This is a genomic window from Paenibacillus sp. Root52, assembly GCF_001426865.1.
Taxonomy (GTDB): domain Bacteria; phylum Bacillota; class Bacilli; order Paenibacillales; family Paenibacillaceae; genus Paenibacillus.
On record NZ_LMFO01000001.1, the window covers coordinates 1,156,218 to 1,177,029 of the forward strand.

Here is a 20,812-nt window from a genome sequence, read left to right on the forward strand (position 1 = left end):
TGCCTTATTTTACTGCTTCCGAAGCTCTGCTAATTCACGTGACGCGATGGTTCTCGATACGTTAAACGAAGACCATGAGCGGTCATTCTTTTCTAATAAATGCTGTGATTGGTTCAACAGCAGCAGCTCGTGAAGCTCCGGGTAACTCTCATCAGCAAATTGCTTTAATTGTGGAACCGCATCTGCTGATAGATTAGCCAAATAATCTGCATCAATCTGACCCGATTGGTGATAGCGCTCGATGTTACGTTCTGCAATCTGGTTATCCATCCCCACGTAGTTCATTGCCATGTATGCTGTGAGTGTCAGTATGATATAACAGCGGATTAGAGGAATCGTTGTGTACCGAATGCGTAAACCAGCGATCAACAACAAAAGTGCGAGAAAGATCATAAATGCATGCACAAGGAATCGGATATACGTATATCCATACGCCTCTTCATAGAGACTAAGGCGCATGAAGGCCGAATACAGCATGACAGCAGAACATACAATCAACAACGTCAGCAATACCTGATGTACAATGGTGCTTATTTTGCCGCCTGATCGTGTAAATTGCAGTGCAATAACGAGAATGAAGAAGTTAATGCCTGTCACCAGAACAAGTTCAATGAATCCACTTCTGGCATACTCCGCATACGACAATTCTGAAGGCAGATTACCTACGCCTGCCCCGAAGAGATAAGAGAATTGAACAAAAACAAATAACAGATATACACTGTTGATAACGAATAACACGGTTCCAATAATGATTGGATCTAGCCGAAACGGTTCCACGAGGTGAGGTTTCGAAAGATTCGAATTTGGTGTTGTTCCTTCATAGGAAGGGTTCACCATGACTGGATCCGAGCTCTCTCCAGCATTTTCATCACGATGCGCGAGCGGAAGTGCTACGGACTGATTTTTCCAATGAGCGTTCTCCCGCCTCTCCGACTCATACTCCATCGGTTGCACAAATCCCCATACGTAGCTGAACAAAAACACACTTACAATGATGATCCAGATTACTCTTGGTAGACCTGGTGTTAACGTTAAATTGTTTAACCATGTTGGAATTCCGGATAAATATTGATCAAAGATGCCGTCGGCAGAAGTTAACAACCCCACTACGACAATCAGGATGGGCAGCGATACGATTAAACCAATGAATACTTTGGTAACAACAACTTTTTGCTTGCTAGCCAGCTTGCGTCCACCTTTTTTCATCAGAGTTCTTCCGATGGTCGGCCAATGGCGTATAGACTGAGGCAGCAGATGATCCACAGCTAAACCAATTAAACTGATCTTCCACCATTTTGTCTGCTTCCGGCCAATCAGATAAGCCATATGTAAGATAATTAATCCCGGTACAGTTAGGAAATTAAGCGCATGAAACAGTTCATTATCGAACAACACAAATGTTAGAGCTAACAGCAGTACCACACTGGCGATAAACAGATCTACCCAAGCAAATGCCTTTACTCGATCTCTCGCAAATACAAACATATAACCATAGAAAAGCACAACAAACAGTGGATAAGATACACCTACCCCTTTGTCAAAGAATAGATACTGATGCACAATAGCCAATACCAACGCAGAACATAGCGTAATTAACGCACGATTGGGTGAATCCAATATTTTCTTAATCATGGGAATTACCTCCATTAAACTTTCTACGTTTCATTCTAGATGATAAAATAAGAAGATAAATAGAAATATAGAATCGGAAAAGTTCTTATTTTAGGAAGGGAATGAATTACATTGAAATTACATCAGCAATATCTGCTGTTACATCAACAATTTGGTCACTTGTCTGAACATGAGGTTACACTCGCTGAACTTGGAGAATTGCTGGATTGCACACACCGAAACACATTAACCATTGTCAAAAAAATGTCCGGACTCCACTGGATCCATTGGGTGTCCCAGCGTGGACGTGGGCGAAGATCCACGCTTACCCTGCTCATCCCCGCTGAGAAAATTGCGGCAGAATATATGATGCAAGCCATGAATCGTCGTGAACTCCAGCAGGCGGCAGAGCACATTGGTGCATTCTCCAGCTCGGTCACGATGCAGCATCATCTAAACCAGTGGTTGCTCGGTTATTCCGGACATCATACCGAAGAAGGAATACATAATGAACGAATTGATACCTTGCGACTGCCCATTAGACAACAGATCCATGCCCTTGACCCTATGTATATTAATCTGTTAGCTGAATCTTTCATTACCAGTCATGTATTTGATGGATTGGTTCAACGCAATGAAGCGGGAGAGATTAAACCTTGTTTGGCGCACACTTGGGATGTAAGTGAGGATCGTATGACTTGGATTTTTTATTTGCGTAAAGGCGTGAGCTTCCATGATGGTCAGTATCTCACTGCTAAGGATGTGGTCTATACATTTGAGAGATTACAATCTACGAAGCGGAGGAACCTATACAAGGATGTGAGTAGACATATCTTGTCGATCGAAGCATGGGATTCGTTAACGGTATGCTTCCGGCTCACCAAACCACATGAGATGTTTATCGATTTTCTCACAACCAGCCGGGCATCCATTGTATCTCCACGGCTACACCCCATGTCTGACTCATCCGATTCAGTAGTTCTGGAAGAACCTTATCCACCATTGAAACCTGTGGGAACTGGTCCGTTCAAGGTTAGTGTGTGGGACGAGCATCTGTGTAGACTCGACGCACATCCGGCTTATTTTCAAGGTAGAGCTCAGCTAGATCGGGTAGAGATTTTGCAAATTCCATGGAGCGCACCTGTGAATTGGAACGACCATACGGCAATGGAGTCACCTTTCTTCCATCTTGTCCATAACCCTTTACCCTCTACAGGAGCAGACTGGAGCCAGATTAGCGCTGGTGTGACGGTTCGCAAATTAATTACCTGTAATACGCAAAAAATCGGACCGCTCAGCGATCCGACGATTAGAGCTCATGTGCAAGCATGTGTTGCAAGCGAGGTTCATTCACATTTCAAAGAAGCCACTGTCGCAACCTCTTCACATAATTCAGAGCATGTATCAATCAATCGAGAGCATGCTAATGACTCTCTAGATAGAATTACGCCCATCAACCCAAAAACTCTCCAGATCGCAACCATCGCTCAGTATCGTGAAGATGCAGCCCGATTAGCGAAGGCTCTGGAGCGTCACGGTTATACCTGTAGAATTCGCACCGGAACGATGGAACAATTCAAGGGGGATCTGCGGCTCCAATCGGATCTCATTCTGTTCTCTCTGATTCGAGATCGAGATGTGGAATTGCGCAGATACGATCTGTACATCACGCTATCTGAACACCTGGACGAACGAAGCAAGGAAACGGTGCAGATTATGCTGACCCGCGTGATTTCTGCCAGACACCCCACAGATCGAACGTTAGGCTTAGATCAGATCGAACAATTTTTACAGGATCAGTCTCTCCTGATGCATTTAACTGAAAAACCTATTGAAACAGCCTATCTACCATCCGTTCGCGGTGTATCCTTCAATAGCCAGGGCTGGGTGAACCTACGTCATATCTGGTTTCCTACAAGTTTAGATGAAGTCACAGTAAAGTCTTGAGGTAGTTAAAGCCTCTGTCATTCCAGACCGAGCACATACAGGGCATGATTTCAAACTAGTCTCAGCCTTGTGATCCAGCAATCTTTTCATTCCGAATAGAAATGGTATCTTTGCGACGGTATATGCCAAGAACCAACCCCAGCACTGCGTATTCAAAGGTCAGATGACTACCGTGACTAAGAAAAGGAAAGATCACACTTATGATAGGAACGTAGCCTGTGGTCATCACAACGGAATAGAACATCTGTATTCCAAATATCATAGTAATCACTACAATCATCATGCGACCAAATTCATCTCGTATGCTGGGAATCATTTTAATCATGTGAGCGATAAACCAGACAATGCCTAGGACAAATACGACACCTGCTGACCAACCAAATACATCAATGAGCATGACTAGAGGATAATCAAGGTACCTAATTCCAAATGTAGTGAATGTCGATTCTAGCCCGTTGCCCCACCATCCAGCAGACTGAACAATGTCAATAATTGAACGATTGTAATATCCCATGCCATAAGGATCATTCTGGAGATCAAAAACAATCCATATTTTCTCTAAGCGGTGGAAGTTATCATTGGCAAACATTAAAATTGAAGTTGGAATTGCAATAAAAATTACTGTCACGGTAGTGTAAAGCCATTTTTTCGTAAACCAGGCAAATAATATGACCATAACAACCACAAATAGTACCAATCTCACCCAATCAACTAGTTGGAAGAACAACACTGCTGGGAGCAACACAAGCCCAATATAAGTTAGTAAAGATCTTATTGTAATTTCAGACCGCAACTTATCCAACATGATTGCACCTATAGCAAGCGGTAATATCCATAAAGCAGCGCTACTCAGATCAAAAGCGAAACCGAGAACGTTAAAGTAACGGTTCTGACCTTCCATCAATGGATAAATCGCACTTATAAACATCATTAAATTTAACAAGATATAGATCGGCCAAGCAAGCTTTCTCCATTTCCGATAATCAAACCAGATAAAAAAGCCTAAAACCAGTAAACATATGACAGTACGGACAATATGACTAACGTACAAGAATTGATAAGTCTCTTGTAGAACATTCGTCGTATAGATCCACATCGTTAATAAACTAATCAACGCCATAGTTAAAAGCCCTGTCAGTAGCCCCCAGTGTATTCGTTGACGGTGCAGTCGATGTAGTCGTTTGCCTATTACCTCTGGATTACCCATCTGTTCAATCGCATATGCGGCAGCCTCGTTACCGCTGAACCCCTCTTGCTCTCTGTCGAGCATCATTTCCTCCATATGATTACCTAACTCATCACGCAAATCTTTATGTACTTCACGTGCTTTAACTTGACTGCATATCTCATCCAAGTAATGCTCTACATCACGATTAGGCTCCTTCACGTTAGTCCCCCCTCTCCAAGAACTTGATCCACAGCACGGCGGAATAGACGCCACTCTTCTTTCTTATTCTTCAGTGCTTGAATCCCCTCATCCCGAATAGAGTAATATTTACGTTTTCTGCCCTCTACCTCCATCCAATACGACTCAACCCAATGTTCAATCTCCATCGCATGCAAAATAGGATATAATGTTCCCTCTTTCAGATTGAACACACCTTCCGACTGACGGTGAAGCTCCTTAATTAGCTCATACCCATATAGCGGCTTTTCCTGAAGTAATGTCAAAATCAACGTTTCAGTGCTTCCTTTAATCATTTGTTTATTGACATGCAATACGTTCTACCTCCTTTCCACTAGATTAATACCTCTTACATAAGCTCCACATTATATACATCGGAAATCTATGCATAGATAATCTAGGTATTATATTACCTAATCCTTCCTTTATTGTCTATCCTTTTAACTTCATCTTTTATGATAAAATAATCCATGTGTCTGCAGTTACACTTTCCATCCGTAACAACAGAGACATACGACTAACTACTAAATTACATATGTTGTTGATTACAAGGAGGCTAACGTCTGTGAGCAAACTTATTTTCTTCCTAGGTGGGGCTGGAAGCGGCAAGACAACACTTGCCAAAACCCTGTCTCGTAAATATAAAGCCGCTTTCTTCGATATGGATATCTTGCTTCGCCCTGCCGCTGAAGCTATTATGACACTGCAAGGGCTTGACCCTTCCGATCGCGATTCACCTGAATACAAGCGGCTCTGCAGGGATCTCGGGTATCGTATTACGATGGATGCTGTGCTCGATAATGTGCAACTGGGTATCGACAGCGTTGTAGTGGGTCCCTTCACCAACGAAACCGATACACCTGATTGGATCGAACAGGAACTTGCCAAGATCGGTCGTTCACTTCAGGATACTGATGTGCGTGTAGCTTACATTTATTTGAAGAACGAAGCATTATACCGTGAAAGAATTATGGCAAGGCAGTCTCCGTTAGATGATTGGAAACTTGCCAATTGGGATGCCTTTGTAGCCTCCCTCGCCCGAAAACAAGTGGCATGGCCACTTCCCGCTAAATCCGTGACGTATATTGATAACTCGGCGGATGATCCATGGATTGCTTTTGCAAAACTCGAACAAGACATATACGAGTAACGCTCGTACCTTATGCGGATGATCTTACCTTGATTCTTCTCTTCCTATAATTCTAATTCTCTTTTTCACGCAGCAAAACAAAAATTAAAGGGATAGGTTCGCCGAGCTAAGATGCTCGTGTTGACCCTATCCTTTTTTTGCATCATACGATTTCAACTATTACTTTGCGGAATCACGCAAAACGATTGCGGAAGCACCTCAATATTTCACGCTTACTACGGAATCGCTAATTCTGTCTAAGTGATAGATTACAAATGTAGGCTGAATATTATTGAGCTTAACCACATCTCAACTCAAAGGAGTATTTCATGAAATCTATTTTTGTAACTAACCAAGGTTCTAAATGTAATACCATGTGGAAACGAAAAGTAGTTCATTTGATGCTGGTTGTATCCATGAGCTTAACACCATTGGCACATGTATCAGCAGAACACGGATCACTGAATGACCCCTCGAATCCCCAAGAAACCGAAGCATTTATGGATAATTTTATGGAGAAACCTGAAGTACAGTCCGTACTACAAGGTGCTGTCGTCACCGTAGTTCACAACAATCAGGTTGTTCTTAATAAAGGTTACGGCTATTCCAATGTAGAAAAAAACACTCCTGTCGATGCCAACTCAACCCTGTTTCGAGTAGCTTCCATCTCCAAAACATTCACCGCAACCGCCATCATGCAATTAGTTGAAGAAGGTAAGGTAGATCTCAATCGAGATATAAGCGAGTATACTGATGATCTTAACATTACCAACAACACGAAGACTCCGTTGACGCTGAAACATCTAATGACCCATACGAGCGGGTTTGATTACACCGATCCCGTAACTTCGGTTAGCGAACCGAACGATTCTTATTCGCTTGAACAATTTGTTAAGGATAATAAACCGGCAATTGTTCGAAGTCCCGGAGAAGTGTTCCGTTACGACAATTACGCTTACACCCTTCAAGGATACATCGTTCAAAAGCTATCTGGTATTCCGTTTGAGACTTATGTACAGCAACATATATTCGATCCGATCGGAATGTCCAATAGTAGTTTCTCTCTTACTTCGGAAATGTTAGCAAAACTCGCTACTCCTTATGATGCCGAAGGAAAAGAATTGCCTCAGTACCCTAATGTACCCAGTAGTTCACCTGAAGGCGGATTAATTACAACGGGACGAGACATGGCGCATTTCATGCTTGCTCAGCTTAACCAAGGTTCTTACCAAGGGTCACAAATACTTAAACCATCTTCTGTACAGGCCATGCAATCCCTGGATGTGTCGATACACCCTGATATACCAGGTACGGGCTACGGATTCGAATCCAGTTACTCACAGCATAATCACGGACATCAGGTTGTGAGTAAAGCAGGTGACCTTACTGGCTTCCATTCCAATATGTGGTTACTCCCCGACCAACATACTGGACTATTCATCGTATTCAACAGTGATGGTCCTGATCTTAGAGAAGCGCTCTTCCGAGCCTTTATGGAACATTATTATCCCAATACCAAGAGCGATTATGTCGATTACAACGTACCTGAAGCTACACTCCGTTCCTATGAAGGGCTGTACCGTGATATCCGACTGCCAGCATGGTTATATGAAATTTCAGCAACAGAGAACAAGTTACAAGTTACCGATGCTTATGGCACACACATACTAACACCTGTGAAGGACATGCTGTTCCGTGATGAGAACGGCACACTTGCAGGTTTTAAGAAAGATATTTCGGGCCATATTGCCTATTTCTACTATAACAAACCAGATAGCTGGTCTGAAAAACTACCCGAAGCCCAGAATTATCAAGACGTTCCCACAGACCATCCATATGCTCCATATATCTATCGTTTGGCACAGATTGGTCTATACTCACAAGATCATGCTCTCTTTGAACCTGAGAAACCCGTAAACCGAGGAGAATTTGTCGCACAGATTGTAGGTATAACAGGAATAACGCTATCCACTCAAGCTCCAAAACTACAAGATACAGCAACAAGCCCTTATGCCGCCTATATTCAAACGGCTCTTGAACTTGGGATTGTGCAAGGAGATCCCCATGGTTTGTTCCGCCCCAATCAACCAATAACCCGACAGGAAGCCGCACTAATGATCTGGAGGACAGCATCTCTCCTACTTGGAGCACCCTCCCAGCAGGCAAACCTTATGGGTTCACATGATGCATGGGCAGCGGAGGGCATTCAATTCGTTGTCGCTCTTGGTCTATATGGGCCAGAAGTAAAGGTATCGAGCAGCGGTGCTGTCGATTACAAAGCAAAACAGCCCATGTTGAAACAAGAATCCTCGGTTTTGATGTACAAAATGCTAGGGACTCTGCTACATTAAAGAGCGTGATCAATCGCAAGCCTTGCCATTGCAGCATGGCTTGCTTTGTTCATATATTCTATGAATAACCTATCTACATGATAAGAACGGATGATTTCTCTCAATGAGCCCAACCTCTTCATTACATAGATTCATAAGGCATAAAGTGAGCGTGTTATGGTTTGCAACAATATTGTGTTTTGTGCTGACAGCCACTTATCTCCATACCTCTTCTTATCTTCATCCGTATATAGGACTTTCTCTGAAACTCTCTCACACCAATCAATGGGTGGTACACGAGGTAGACCCAGAAGGTGTAGCTTCTTCATCAGGGATCAGATCAGGTGAGATAGTTGTCTCTATTGAACCACAAGGAACAACTAAATTGCTGAATCAGGATGACATCTATACTGTTAGTGATGCCTCTGCGATCCATGTAGAGAATCCTCTCGGTCAGACAGTACAATACTCCATGAAGCCCAGCTTTAGAGAACTGTTCAACATTTTGTTCTCATCTACCATGGAGCTGCTGCTTTTGTTTACTGGAAGTTATGCATTGTTTAGCCAGCCTGGTTCACGAGTGATGCGTCTCTTCTATCTTCTGAACCTGTCTATGGCGATATGTATACTCACCATCTATACCTCTCAACTGTCCTTATCTAATTATATCTTGGCTTTTTGTGCAGCATGGTTACCTTATTGGCTGATCGCTTTCTATTTATCATTTGCATTCCGCACCCAACAACATCGCTTCCGGTTACTGTTGTTCATTAGCAAATGCGTCGCTATTGCGTACAGCGCTGGCTTAGCTTTCCTATATATTAAACGTTGGCTATTGTCCGAAATTCAGCTGAATCACGGGATAACCATTGTTAAGACATCAATTGCACAGTCTGGCCCTACAAACCTACTTAATTTCATTTTTTGCATGACGCTTCTGATTGTGATCGGGATTACATGGTTTAATCGCAAAAACTATAGTCGCAAGGAGCAGAATCAGCTGTTGCTTATGTCGACAGGTATAATCGCTAGTCTGATACCCTTCATCTTTGGTTTTGCTGTTCCGACTCTGCTGCAAGGTGATCCGCTGTTACCTGTTGAATATACATTAATCGGGTTCATTCCTTTATCATGGATGTTCACGTATGTACTTGTACAGAGAAGTATGCTCGACTTCAAGCTGGTGATGCCACGTCTAATCGTCCATGTGATGTATGCTTTAAGCGTATTTGCATTACTCGTGATTGCTTCAAAGCTAGATAAATTAATTCAAATCGGCATGCTCTTTGTCTTATTTCTCCTAATCACTTGGGTTTACCAGTATAGCCAAACCTACTCCCGTAGGAAGAATAAACTCAATAAAGAATGGCTCGAACGTCAACAACTACGGATAACCGTTCGTATGGCCGAGCAGCAGAGCATGCGAGATATGTTTCGCCTATTTGCCGAGATGTTTCACAAAATGTTGGATATTGAAGGTGTAGCTATTATTTGGGCAGATGATAATAATAGATTCTCTCAAGAAGGTACAGGTACATACGCTACCATTGGAGATATATACAACGACACTTTGAATGTTGAGAGTTTATTACAACAATATGGATTTGCCCAGGTTTGGGAATTGTCAGGGGAACCAGGAGCAGAGGTAGCTGGATATTTGGGGATTGGTCACAAAAGAAATCATACTCTTTTTTCGGCAGAAGAACAGGATATCATTGATCAAGGTAGGCTCGAAGCAATACGAATGCTCGTGAACAGCAAGCTTCTCTCCGATCTGCAGAAGCGTTATGAACATCGTGTGAGTCAAACCGCGCTCCATGAACATCAGATACGTCGTCATCGTGAGTTTAATGATATTTTAATGGAAGCCCAGCAGGCTGAACGAATAAAGACCTCATATTTTCTCCATGACCAACTACTTCAAAACCTAATATTTCTGTCACGTGATTTGGAAGAATTCCATGATACAGGTGAGACAAATACGGAACAGACCGCCGTTTGGCTAGATTGCCTATATACTTCCCAGCAAGATATTCGCCAGTTATGTGATGATCTGTACCCTCATATCATAGATCGTAGTGAGCTTCAGGAATCTCTGCAATGGCTTGTTCGCACACTTCAAGTGAAGAGTGACATCATTTTGGAACTGAGCTGTGGCACTCTTTCTGCTGAAGTCGAGCAGGAACCTCTGAAATCCACTGTATTTCGAACCATACGTGAACTCATTATTAATGTGATGAAGCATTCCCAGGCCTCGCGCTGCTCCATTCAAGTGTACATTAGGGATAATGATTTGATATGCCAAGTCAAGGATGATGGCTTAGGTTTCGGTGTTCATTCCACATTTGATTTTTCAAAAGCTACATCAGGCCACTTTGGTTTAATTTCTATACACAGCAATATCCAGCATCTCTCTGGAGAAATCACTATAAATTCTTCCCCTGGTAAAGGAACTTCGATAAACATTGGTTTGCCTTTACGAGCAAAGGAGCTACATAACAATGAGTGAACCTATAACTGTCGTATTACTTGATGATCACCCTCTTGTCATGGAAGGTCTCAATAATCGCCTAAATCGAGAACCCGGCATACAGGTGCTAAAAACATTTAATGATCCTATGCTTTTCTTATCTGAAATAGAGAAGTTGGAACCGGACGTGGTTGTGATGGACATTCGCATGCCTCAGCTTGACGGATTTGAAGTAACAAAAAGGTTGAAGGAGCAGTACGGCTTATCCGTCAAAATCATACTACTCTCGGGTTACAACTACCACGAATTTCAATTAAAGGCTTATGATCTTGGCGTTCATTCCTATCTATCAAAGCAAGCAACATACGCACAAATTATAAACGCCATCCACCAGAGCATGTTGGGTCATGTGCTTGTATCTGAGAACATGCTTTCTGCTAATTTGGAAGAATCCCTAACACCAACAGAGCGCGAAGTTCTTAATCGCATTGCAATGGAGATGACTAACAAGGAAATTGCACAAGATTTGAATATCAGCCCGCGTACAGTGGAGTATCATATCACTTCCATTACGCAGAAGTTTGGAGTCAAATCAAGAATAGGAGCGGTAGTGAAAGGCTATCAGGCCGGAATTCTCGGAGATATCATTCTCCCACCCAAAAATTAAGCACAGCAATTGTAACTGTAACATCAATAGAGCGGCAGAACTTCCAAAAGTCCAACAAAAGGAAGGTTCTGACCGCTCTATTGATTTGGACACTCCTATGCTTTATTAGAATGTTCTTATTCAGAGAATCGCGCTGCTTGGCGCTGTGTAATACGATTCGTGATTAACTCATGACTTGCGTCAATATCTTCCGGTGTGCAAACGGATTTGAGCTCATATACTTTTACCGGGGAATGTTCAATGATATCCAGAAATGAATCAAAGAATGTCATATCGTTGCTATGTACATATGGACACCAGTGATCTGACAGACCAACCGTTTCATGGATATGCACCCCAACGATGTTATGGATCAATGCATTAGCTTCAAGTACATTATCATACAGTCCCATGCGATCCATCATCATGCCATGACCAATATCGTACCAGAGTCCAAGGGGGGCACCCTTCAGATTATCAATTAGGGTCGCCGCTTCCTGTAAAGTAGGCATCTGATAACAGCGTGATCGGGTCTCAATTCCATAATTCACTCCATATCCACGCTGCTCAGAAATTTCACATACTTCTTCCAGACTTTCTTGAATTCGCTTCAAATAATGCGCACTATCCGCTTCCCTTTTTTCTAGCATATATTGCCATAAAGCTTGATATGCCGGAGAGTCTTTCCCCTGGTCATGATAGATTTTTTTGAGTTCTTCATCCACATTATATTCAAATGGAACTTCCCCTGGATGAACCACGACAGCCTGTGCGCCATAGCGGTGTGCATACTCAGCTGAACGGAGCAATAATTCAATAGCTCGTTTCCGGCGAGGTTCATCATCGAAACCGAGCAGTACAGAATCCGTGCCGTAATCCGGATCAGCCACATGAGGAAACGTATTGTGTACACTGGAGATGCCAATCTCGCCCCGCTCAATCATAGGTTCAATCGTCCGCAGCATATCAGCCGTAACATTATAGTTTAATTCCACTCGTCTAAATCCTAACGACTTGATCTCCTGGATCATGCTTGATCCAGTCGTATGACGTTTAATATTCCAGCACGTCGAGAAGGAATATTCCTGTTTGTCGATATACATGTCATGCCCTCCAATCGATGTGATTCGGTCATTAGTGCGACTGCGCTATATTCATCCTTCATCAGTAGATGTTCAACTAGGTAACGTTTAATTGAACGTTGATCACGTTACGATACTTCGTTATTGAAAATTCAACTTAAATCGCATCGTATTGGAACTTACTCCGGGTACATATCGATAGATGATTTCGGTATATTGAGGATAATTAAGTACCGATGGAGCAGGCGCTTCAGCCGTCACTGCACATAGTAACCCCGGTAAGCGCCACTGATGATCTTGAATGTTATCCTTTTCTATGAATGGGCCTCTGATCTCAAAATAAATTTCAATCTCATCTGGTGTCTCTAAACGAACCTCGATCGTTAATGAATCTTCCGTCAGATCAGCTTCAAATGTGATCCCTCGGAGATGAGTATTCCAGCCTTCTCCCACCTCCCGGCGCGTTAATCGTAAATCATATCGGTCACCATGATCCGATCGCCAATGAATTGTAGCGGGAAACATCTGTCCATTGGTGTTACGACTACCCGACATCGCTCCAATCATTCGCTTCTCACCGATCCACGCTGTAGCGGTACATAGATTACGATTCGACGTAGGTTCGTTGCGTTCACACAATTCAATGAACTGCTTCTGTACAAGCCGATTTCCTTGATGTTCCTTCAAATAAGGGATTACCTCTAATGGCGCTTCCCCCCCGACTAATGCAATTAAAGGTCCATGCTCTACTTCACAGTTAATATCAGCCAAGTGTATATACTCTTCTCCTAATAGAAGATATATGAACATGCCTACCGAGCTGTGTGCTGTCATCTCCATATCATAAGCCCGGGCGAAGGGACCGGACAGATTTTCCAAATTAGCATTGTAGAACAGCGCAATATTGTTCCAAAGCCCCGCTTCGACCATACGACCAATCTCAATAAACTGTGCAGTACTTCCATATGTTCGCCACATCCCGAGTACCGTGAGATCCACTCCGTAATAGGTGGTCGAATTGAATTCAGCGAAGCTGTCATGCACCATGAATTCATTCAACATACGGTCAGCCTGCTCATCCGAATGGGCGATCCAATCTGCATGATTGAATCGATGTCCGTAGAAATGCGTGAGAAAAATATGCATGAGTTCAATATTCGTATTCATCGGAATGACATCCGACTTAAAGCGATCCATTGAAGCCGCGACAGCCAGTTTCATAGCATACTCCATCTGCTCTACTAACTGCTGCGGTAATCGGTGAGAGAATTCAGCGAGAATCACTGCAAAAGCAGAGGCAATAAATTCGCGCCAGTTGGGATCATAGCTTGTCCATACTGGAGGTAAAACCTGATCCATCGCGGATTGGAACAGTTTCTTCACTTGTTTTCGCTCTGCAGATTCATTCAGTATTGATTCTTCGTTCCATAATGCATCAAGAAACTTGGCTGACACCTTTTCGAACGTACGCTCCAAAAAATAGGCAGTCCCTGGCGCGAACTCTTTCCAATTGTAGTTACCCCTCGGTGGATCACTCACATCTGGACGAGTTCGAAATGTCCCATGATATATTTCATCTGGTGCATCATATTGCATCGACAGCACACTTCGAATCACATGCTCTGCACGATGCACATCCCCTTCACCGTTACGAAGAAGGAGCCCGAGTGCGTAGTGGGCACTTCCACGGGAGTCAAGCTGTCCAACGTTCTCGTAACTTTGAATGAGTCTGGCATCATCGACATAAAGAACATCCATGTAATTCATCGATTGATTCACAAGATGTTGCTGCGCTTTGGTCATATGCTCTAACACTTGTTCTGTCATCTTCAATGCGCATCCCCCCTCAAAATTTAGCCTTTTACAGCACCTACCATAACTCCACTAATAAAATACCGTTGCAACCAAGGGTACACGAGCAAAATCGGTAATGTAGAGAAGATAACGCTGGCTGCTTTCAGACTTTCTGGAAGAACTTTAACGGAACCTATACCTTCGTTCTGCATCAATTCAGTGATTTGGTTTTGCTGGATCATCTGATACATTTTTAATTGCAATGGAAATAGATCAGGTTTGGTAATATACATTAGCGCATCTTGGAAACCGTTCCATCGTCCCACAGCATAGAATAGACTTAACGTTGCCATGACCGGCAAGGACAGAGGTAGAATGATTCGTAATAGTGTGCCAAAATGTGTACTTCCATCGATCTGGGCAGCCTCCTCCAGACTTTCCGGGATGCCTTTGAAGAACGTAATCAAGATGATCATATAAAATGGACTAATCAGACCCGGGAGAACAAGTCCCCAAGTGCTATCCAATAAGTGAAGGTTTTTGATCAGAATGTACTCTGGAATAATCCCGCCACTAAAAAACATCGTAACGACGATAACAAGCATGAACCATTTTCGTCCTTTTAGACTGCTCTTAGCAAGCGGGTATGCCGCTGCAATCGTCATAACCATACTGAGCACTGTGGTTAATACCGTTAACCATACCGTGTATAGAAGTGAACGAATCATCGACGTATCGGCAAATACTTTGGCGTAAGCTTCAAATGATAACTCTTTTGGAAAAAATGAAACCTCCCCCGAACCGATCGCCCGGTTCGAACTAAGTGAGATAGCAATAATGTGAATGAATGGCGCAAGACACAGTACCATCGCAATGATAATAAGAATAACGTTCACCGTGTTAAAAATCCGATTGGCTGTGTTCTCAGACATGCCTGCCACCCCTTACTCTTCAGCTATAAGTAAATGAACTATAACAATCCATTAGATTTTAGATATTTCAACTGTTCCATCAATTACATAATGCTCTCATCCGTCAGTTTCTTCGATGCATAGTTAGCTCCTAAGATGAAGACAAGTCCTACAATAGCTTGGAACAAACCTACAGCAGTCGCAAGAGTAACCTGACCGGACTGGAGTCCAATACGGTATACAAATGTGCTGAGCACATCCGAATATTCTCGAACAGCAACGTTACCAATAATGAAGGGACGATCGAAACCGATAGAGATCATGTTACCGACATTGATAATAAGCAAGGTAACAATTGTTGTTTTGATACCAGGCAGAGAGATATGCCAGATTCGGCGCAAACGACTTGCACCATCCACTTCCGCTGCTTCAAACAGTTCCCGATTAATTCCCGTTAAGGACGCTAGATAGAGAATGGTTCCCCAGCCTGCACTTTGCCACACCCCAACAGCCAGGTACGTGAAGAGCCAGTAGTTTTTGTCACTCAGGAACGGCAGCGGATCCAAGCCGAAGCTTATCAGTACGTTGTTAATGAACCCGGATTGTGTGCCGAATACCTGAAGTACGATCCCTCCGATAATAACCCATGAGATAAAGTGTGGGATATACAGCAACGTTTGAGCCATCTTTTTGAACCAAGCCTTCTTCAATTCGAAGAGTAGAATCGCCAATATTAATGGTGCCGGGAATGAAACAATAAGATCTAGAAAGTTCAGCATGATGGTATTGCGGAGAGCATCGAAGAAATCCTGATTTTGGAACACTTCTCGAAATGCTTCTAGTCCAATCCATTCACTACCAGCAATACCCTGAAAGAAGTTAAAGTCTTTAAAAGCGATCTGCACTCCATACATTGGCCCGTATTTAAAAATAATGAAGTAAATCATGGGCAGCAGGAGCAAGGCATACAATTGCCAGTTTCTACGGAGATACGTACCGTTCTTCATCAACTCTTCCCCCCATGTCAGACATGTTCCGGAAAGTCAGTATCTTGTGGGATCACCGCTCTCCGGATCCGTGTCTCTGTCATTCTTCATCTATATCTCAGTCGCAATATGTTCGAATTATTTCATCTCGTTGTAGGCTGCTGTGCGCTCGTCCAGAATAGCCTGACCACCACTTGCCATATAATCCTTCATCATGTTCTCATATGTCGCTTCAAAATCAGCCGGCTTAGCAATGGTCGTTTTTACGATAAACTCCTGGAACTTATCTCTTAGTCCATTGCCATACTTTGCTTCAGCTTCAATAGGTTTAGGGAAACGCACGGGCTGAATCGTATCGGTGTTCGAGATTGCTACTGATTTACGCATATCATCACGATACTTCGACTCCACCTGAACAACATAGGCTTCTTCATTTTTTCTATCGTCTCCAACGTACTTCCCGTTAACGATAATGGCGATGTCACCTGCATTGTAGATACGACCAGAGATTTCTGGTGAAGCATCGTCTTTGATCAACGGTACACCGTCTACAAGCTCATAGTTTTCATTTTCAACACCGAATTGCAGATCGAACAGATTGTTGCCCGAAGCCATCCAATCCAGATATTTCATTGCATTTTCTGCGTTCTGGCTTGATTTTGGGATCATGACGTACATCGCATTGGGTGCGTATGCTGGTTTAGCAAACTTACCTTCTGAGTTTTGGAATGCATCGATCGGTGTCATTACAGCATCAGACTGATTCGTTTGCAGGTTCTTGTAGGTGCCAGAGATATAGATCTCCCCTGCATCTTCAGAGTAAAAACCAACCTTACCGTTCGATACATCTTCCCATAGTTTCTTCTTGTCTTTGTCGAGCCCAAAGTCTTTGCTCATTAATCCTTCGTTATAGAGTGTATTCATATATTGAAGACCTTCTTTGAAACCAGGTAACAGTGTTGGATAATCATTAGAACCGAGTTGTTGCGTTAAGGTGTACTTCTGCTCTTCGGTCAATGGTTCGATGAAAGACCAAAGTAATGGCTCATATTGCGCAGAGGCAATGGACATCCCGAATGGAATCAGGCTCGACCCCATATTGCCTGGATCTTTTTCTTTGAATGCCTTCAACGTTGCATGCAATTCTTCTGCCGTTTGCGGAGCAGGCAAGCCTAACTTGTCTAACCAGTCCTGACGGACATAGGAAGCGTATTTACCCAACACTAGACGTTTGCCTGGAACTGCGAACTGCTGACCATCATATTGACCGTAAGCCAGCGTTTCATCTCCAAGTAACTTCTTCAGATTTGTACCATGCTGATCAATCAGTTCGGTAAGCTCTGTTAGTCCGCCTTGTTGAGCGTAACGATTAAACGTCCCCGAATCATACGTGAATACAATATCAGGAACTTCTGAGCCACTCGCCATCAGAACATTAAGCTTCTGTACTTCTTCAGAGCGTGGAACCGGAACGAATTGAACATCAATATTATTCGGTGTGCCGAACTTCTCTTGAATGAATCGGGTTAGATAACTATCTGAGATGGTGTAACCCGCTGGTGTGTTACCCCGGTCAAATATTTCTACTTTTAACGTTGTTTTATCCCCCGCGCCTGTTCCTCCTGTTGACGATGCGGATTCACTCCCGGACGAACACGCGGATAATAATAGAGTGAAGGCTGTTACCACTGCAAGAACCGAACTAGACTTTTTACCCCAACGTTTTTGTAATAACTTCATCTGACCTTTCCCCTTTCGCACACACTCTGATTAGATTCACAGAAATGACATACCAACTCGGATGTCCACTCCCCGCTTGTTGCACCTGTGAATGTCACTAATTATTACATCGAAACTATGAAAAGCACAATAAACTATTTTCAAATGTAAGCAAACGCTTCCAAATGGTGTTTAAGCAGCGAAAATAAACTGAAATCCTACAACTATACAATTTTCTCGATTTATATGTAATATGTATGTTTATTAAATTAACTTATAATGTTATTAATATGTAATATTTTAAGGCTAATAATATTTATCTTTTCCTATTTGGTTTAGCCTAAATGGATTTATCTCCATACAAAAAGACCACATTTACCGTGGTCTCCATTGTCCAAGATGTACATTGTAAGTACATCTTGGTTTATATTACGTTTAATCTCATATCTGTCCTCGTGAACGGTCATCAACATAGCCTGGAAAGAACTTAGCTTTCGTGTTTACCCTGTTGCTTGCGGTAATCGCCAGGAGTAACCCCTGTAATCCGTTTGAAAACTCTCCCGAACGAAATGGCGTTTGCATATCCCACCTGCTGAGCAATATCTTGAACGGTTGTATCGGACGAGGTCAGCAGTCGGCATGCCTTTTCAACTCGCAACTTCATTAGAAAATCAACAAATTTCATATCAAATTCTTCTTTGAACAGATAACTTGCATACTTGCCAGAGATTTGAAAACGATCACTAAGATGTTTAAGGGACAGATCAGGATCATCAAAATGTTCTTCAATATAGGTTCGCAGCTCATTAATCATCGCTCGATGGCTCTTCGTCTCATGAACAGACACATAGTTCCGATAGAGCTCTTTCAGCCAGCCTAATAAAATCTCTCGGATATGAACTAACGTATCTGCCTGCTGAATCTCGCTGCGCAGTGTATTTAGAACTTCCTCATTAAACTGACCCTGTAATCGTTCAGACCAATCACCAAATTCACGCGATAACATCTGTATTAGAGCCTGAAGCATCATACGAATCTCATTATCCTTGATTTGATCCTCACTAAAGGCAATAAACATTTCGTCCAGTTTTGCCCGCCAGCCATCACCGGTTAACCTGAATTCCCGAACAATGTCAGCCAGCATTTGCAAATACTTGTAGGATTGCAGCTCCGCACGATCTGGCAATTGCTCACTTAACACGATGGCATCTTTCCCCAAGGTCAGTCGATGCTGTAAGCCTGCGTCCGCACTCATATAAGATTGCGTAATCTGCTCCCATCCCGCAACAGTGCGTCCAATCCCGAACGTAAATCGAATGCGGAAATGTTCCGCAATCCACATATGTAGCTGTTTCGCCAGCTCCATTAGCATCTCGCGGTCTAACCCCTCCCTCTCATCCGAGGTAATGACCACTACGAGTCTACGATTGCCAAACCATTCGGCCCACGCACCTAAATTGGGCTCGTTGTGTACAAGCTCCTCCACAACATTCATGATGGCGAGCTTCAATATACTCTGATTCGATGACAGATCCTCACTATTCATCTCAGCAATCAATACAGCAACACTTGCAGGTTCCATGAAACGTTCATCAAGTGGCCCCAGGTGACGCAGTCTTTGGCGAAATGAATCCATTCGTTCGCCTTCCATCAGATCGACGAGTAGCTGCCTACGGTGAATGAGCAGGTTCTCATGGTGCTGCTTCTCATAATCCACCGTCTGCGCGATAAGATGTTCCAACGCCCGATCAATGAGAGCCAATTCATCCTTAACCGAAGCTGTTGCTTCATCTTCTTCTGCGCGTGGTTGCAACGCCTGAATTCGGTTCATCATCAACTGAATGGGTTTATAATTCCGGCGAGTAATATAGATAATCCCAGCGATAGCGCCAACTATAGTAAGCACTCCGATGCCAATCCACACATAAGAGATTAAAGATACCCAAGCATACAATTGTCCGGATTGAATACCACTCTCAAAGACTAAGCCAAGATTGTTAGCAGACACCCGATTCAGAACTTCACCGACAGAGCCATCTGTTGCATGTGTCTTATAAATGATACGGTCACTGGGATCTTTTATTTGAATAAAAGATAATTGTTCATTCGTCATGGCTTCAATCTGACGCTCTACCGCATACATTTTCACTGAAATAACGAGTAAGCCTTCACCACCCCACGGCAGAGGTAACCACTTATTCATGCTTATGACCTCGGTTGGGGTATCAAATGAACGTTCTTTATAATCTCGGGGCAGATTCCAATTCAGATTTTGGCGACTGTTCAACGATTGCTTGATATATTCACGATCTTCGAAGTCCTCCACACGAACCAAACCTCTTGAGGTCAAAATCTGAGAATCAGACGTGCGATACAGGTAAATGGATTGGATCATATCCTGTTGATCCGTCATTTGGGCTAGTCCACTTGCAGCATCGTAAATAAATTGTGTTGATTGTTGCCCTTGACCCGCTTCTAGAAAGCGACTATATAGCTTATTCGAGCCGATGTCTTCAAGTAAACGAAGTTCGATATCCCCCAGTTGGCGTTCCAATGTATCCACAATATAACGGGTTGAGATCAGATCAGCTTTTTTGGTTTCGTTGCGTGAGAGTTCATTCACGATCAGGAAGGAGAGAAAAATTAAGACGGAGATTGTCAGCAAAAAAATAGGAAAATACGAATATAACAATTTAGAATACCAGTTCCGCTTCAAATGTATTTTCAAAAGCATCCTCTCCTTCCACTTCATGCTGTAATTACAAAATTAGAACATGCTTCT

At 42.9% G+C, this 20,812-nt stretch carries 14 protein-coding genes; 5 read left to right on the forward strand and 9 right to left on the reverse strand.

What is annotated here, in order from left to right:
• Window positions 1-9: 9 nt before the first annotated feature.
• Window positions 10-1,632 carry a DUF4153 domain-containing protein gene (locus ASD24_RS04950; protein WP_056692295.1) on the reverse strand — a complete coding sequence of 541 codons (1,623 nt, stop codon included), beginning with the start codon at window positions 1,630-1,632 and terminating at the stop codon, window positions 10-12.
• 111 nt (window positions 1,633-1,743) lie between these two features.
• Between ASD24_RS04950 and ASD24_RS04955 the strand changes: the two genes are divergently transcribed.
• Window positions 1,744-3,558, forward strand: coding sequence for an ABC transporter substrate-binding protein (locus tag ASD24_RS04955; RefSeq protein ID WP_056692298.1), 1,815 nt, complete (start codon window positions 1,744-1,746; stop codon window positions 3,556-3,558).
• A gap of 61 nt (window positions 3,559-3,619) precedes the next feature.
• On the opposite strand, the gene ASD24_RS04960 is transcribed toward ASD24_RS04955, so the two are convergent.
• Window positions 3,620-4,945 carry an FtsW/RodA/SpoVE family cell cycle protein gene (locus tag ASD24_RS04960; protein WP_056692301.1) on the reverse strand — a complete coding sequence of 442 codons (1,326 nt, stop codon included), beginning with the start codon at window positions 4,943-4,945 and terminating at the stop codon, window positions 3,620-3,622.
• The gene (locus ASD24_RS04965; RefSeq protein WP_056692303.1) at window positions 4,942-5,277 is read right to left on the reverse strand and encodes a PadR family transcriptional regulator; all 336 of its coding nucleotides are present in this window, start codon (window positions 5,275-5,277) and stop codon (window positions 4,942-4,944) included. Before ASD24_RS04965 ends, ASD24_RS04960 begins: the two co-directional genes overlap by 4 nt.
• A gap of 251 nt (window positions 5,278-5,528) precedes the next feature.
• Here ASD24_RS04965 and ASD24_RS04970 point away from each other — a divergent pair, with 251 nt between their 5' ends.
• The 4 genes from ASD24_RS04970 (at window position 5,529) to ASD24_RS04985 (ending at window position 11,559) form a co-directional block, all read left to right on the forward strand.
• Window positions 5,529-6,113 (forward strand): AAA family ATPase, encoded by a 585-nt coding sequence (locus ASD24_RS04970; protein WP_056692305.1) that lies wholly within the window; start codon window positions 5,529-5,531, stop codon window positions 6,111-6,113.
• A 308-nt stretch (window positions 6,114-6,421) separates the two neighbouring features.
• Window positions 6,422-8,443, forward strand: a complete 2,022-nt coding sequence (locus tag ASD24_RS04975) for a serine hydrolase (protein WP_056692308.1) — start codon at window positions 6,422-6,424, stop codon at window positions 8,441-8,443.
• 268 nt (window positions 8,444-8,711) lie between these two features.
• Entirely contained in the window at window positions 8,712-10,931 is a 2,220-nt protein-coding gene (locus ASD24_RS04980; RefSeq protein ID WP_235540353.1) for a sensor histidine kinase, read from the forward strand.
• The gene (locus ASD24_RS04985) at window positions 10,924-11,559 is read left to right on the forward strand and encodes a response regulator transcription factor (RefSeq protein WP_056692313.1); all 636 of its coding nucleotides are present in this window, start codon (window positions 10,924-10,926) and stop codon (window positions 11,557-11,559) included. Before ASD24_RS04980 ends, ASD24_RS04985 begins: the two co-directional genes overlap by 8 nt.
• Before the next feature lie 116 nt (window positions 11,560-11,675).
• Here ASD24_RS04985 and ASD24_RS04990 read toward each other — a convergent pair whose 3' ends face one another.
• From ASD24_RS04990 to ASD24_RS05015, 6 genes are all read right to left on the reverse strand, one after another.
• Complete coding sequence (locus ASD24_RS04990) at window positions 11,676-12,641, reverse strand: sugar phosphate isomerase/epimerase family protein (protein WP_056692316.1); 966 nt, start codon at window positions 12,639-12,641, stop codon at window positions 11,676-11,678.
• 120 nt (window positions 12,642-12,761) lie between these two features.
• Window positions 12,762-14,447, reverse strand: a complete 1,686-nt coding sequence (locus ASD24_RS04995) for a hypothetical protein (RefSeq protein ID WP_056692604.1) — start codon at window positions 14,445-14,447, stop codon at window positions 12,762-12,764.
• A 26-nt stretch (window positions 14,448-14,473) separates the two neighbouring features.
• Window positions 14,474-15,346 (reverse strand): carbohydrate ABC transporter permease, encoded by an 873-nt coding sequence (locus ASD24_RS05000; protein ID WP_056692320.1) that lies wholly within the window; start codon window positions 15,344-15,346, stop codon window positions 14,474-14,476.
• An 83-nt stretch (window positions 15,347-15,429) separates the two neighbouring features.
• Window positions 15,430-16,332, reverse strand: a complete 903-nt coding sequence (locus tag ASD24_RS05005; RefSeq protein WP_056692323.1) for an ABC transporter permease — start codon at window positions 16,330-16,332, stop codon at window positions 15,430-15,432.
• A 117-nt stretch (window positions 16,333-16,449) separates the two neighbouring features.
• Window positions 16,450-18,051, reverse strand: a complete 1,602-nt coding sequence (locus ASD24_RS05010) for an extracellular solute-binding protein (RefSeq protein ID WP_056692326.1) — start codon at window positions 18,049-18,051, stop codon at window positions 16,450-16,452.
• 466 nt (window positions 18,052-18,517) lie between these two features.
• Window positions 18,518-20,758 carry a helix-turn-helix domain-containing protein gene (locus ASD24_RS05015; RefSeq protein ID WP_162248924.1) on the reverse strand — a complete coding sequence of 747 codons (2,241 nt, stop codon included), beginning with the start codon at window positions 20,756-20,758 and terminating at the stop codon, window positions 18,518-18,520.
• Window positions 20,759-20,812: the final 54 nt, after the last annotated feature.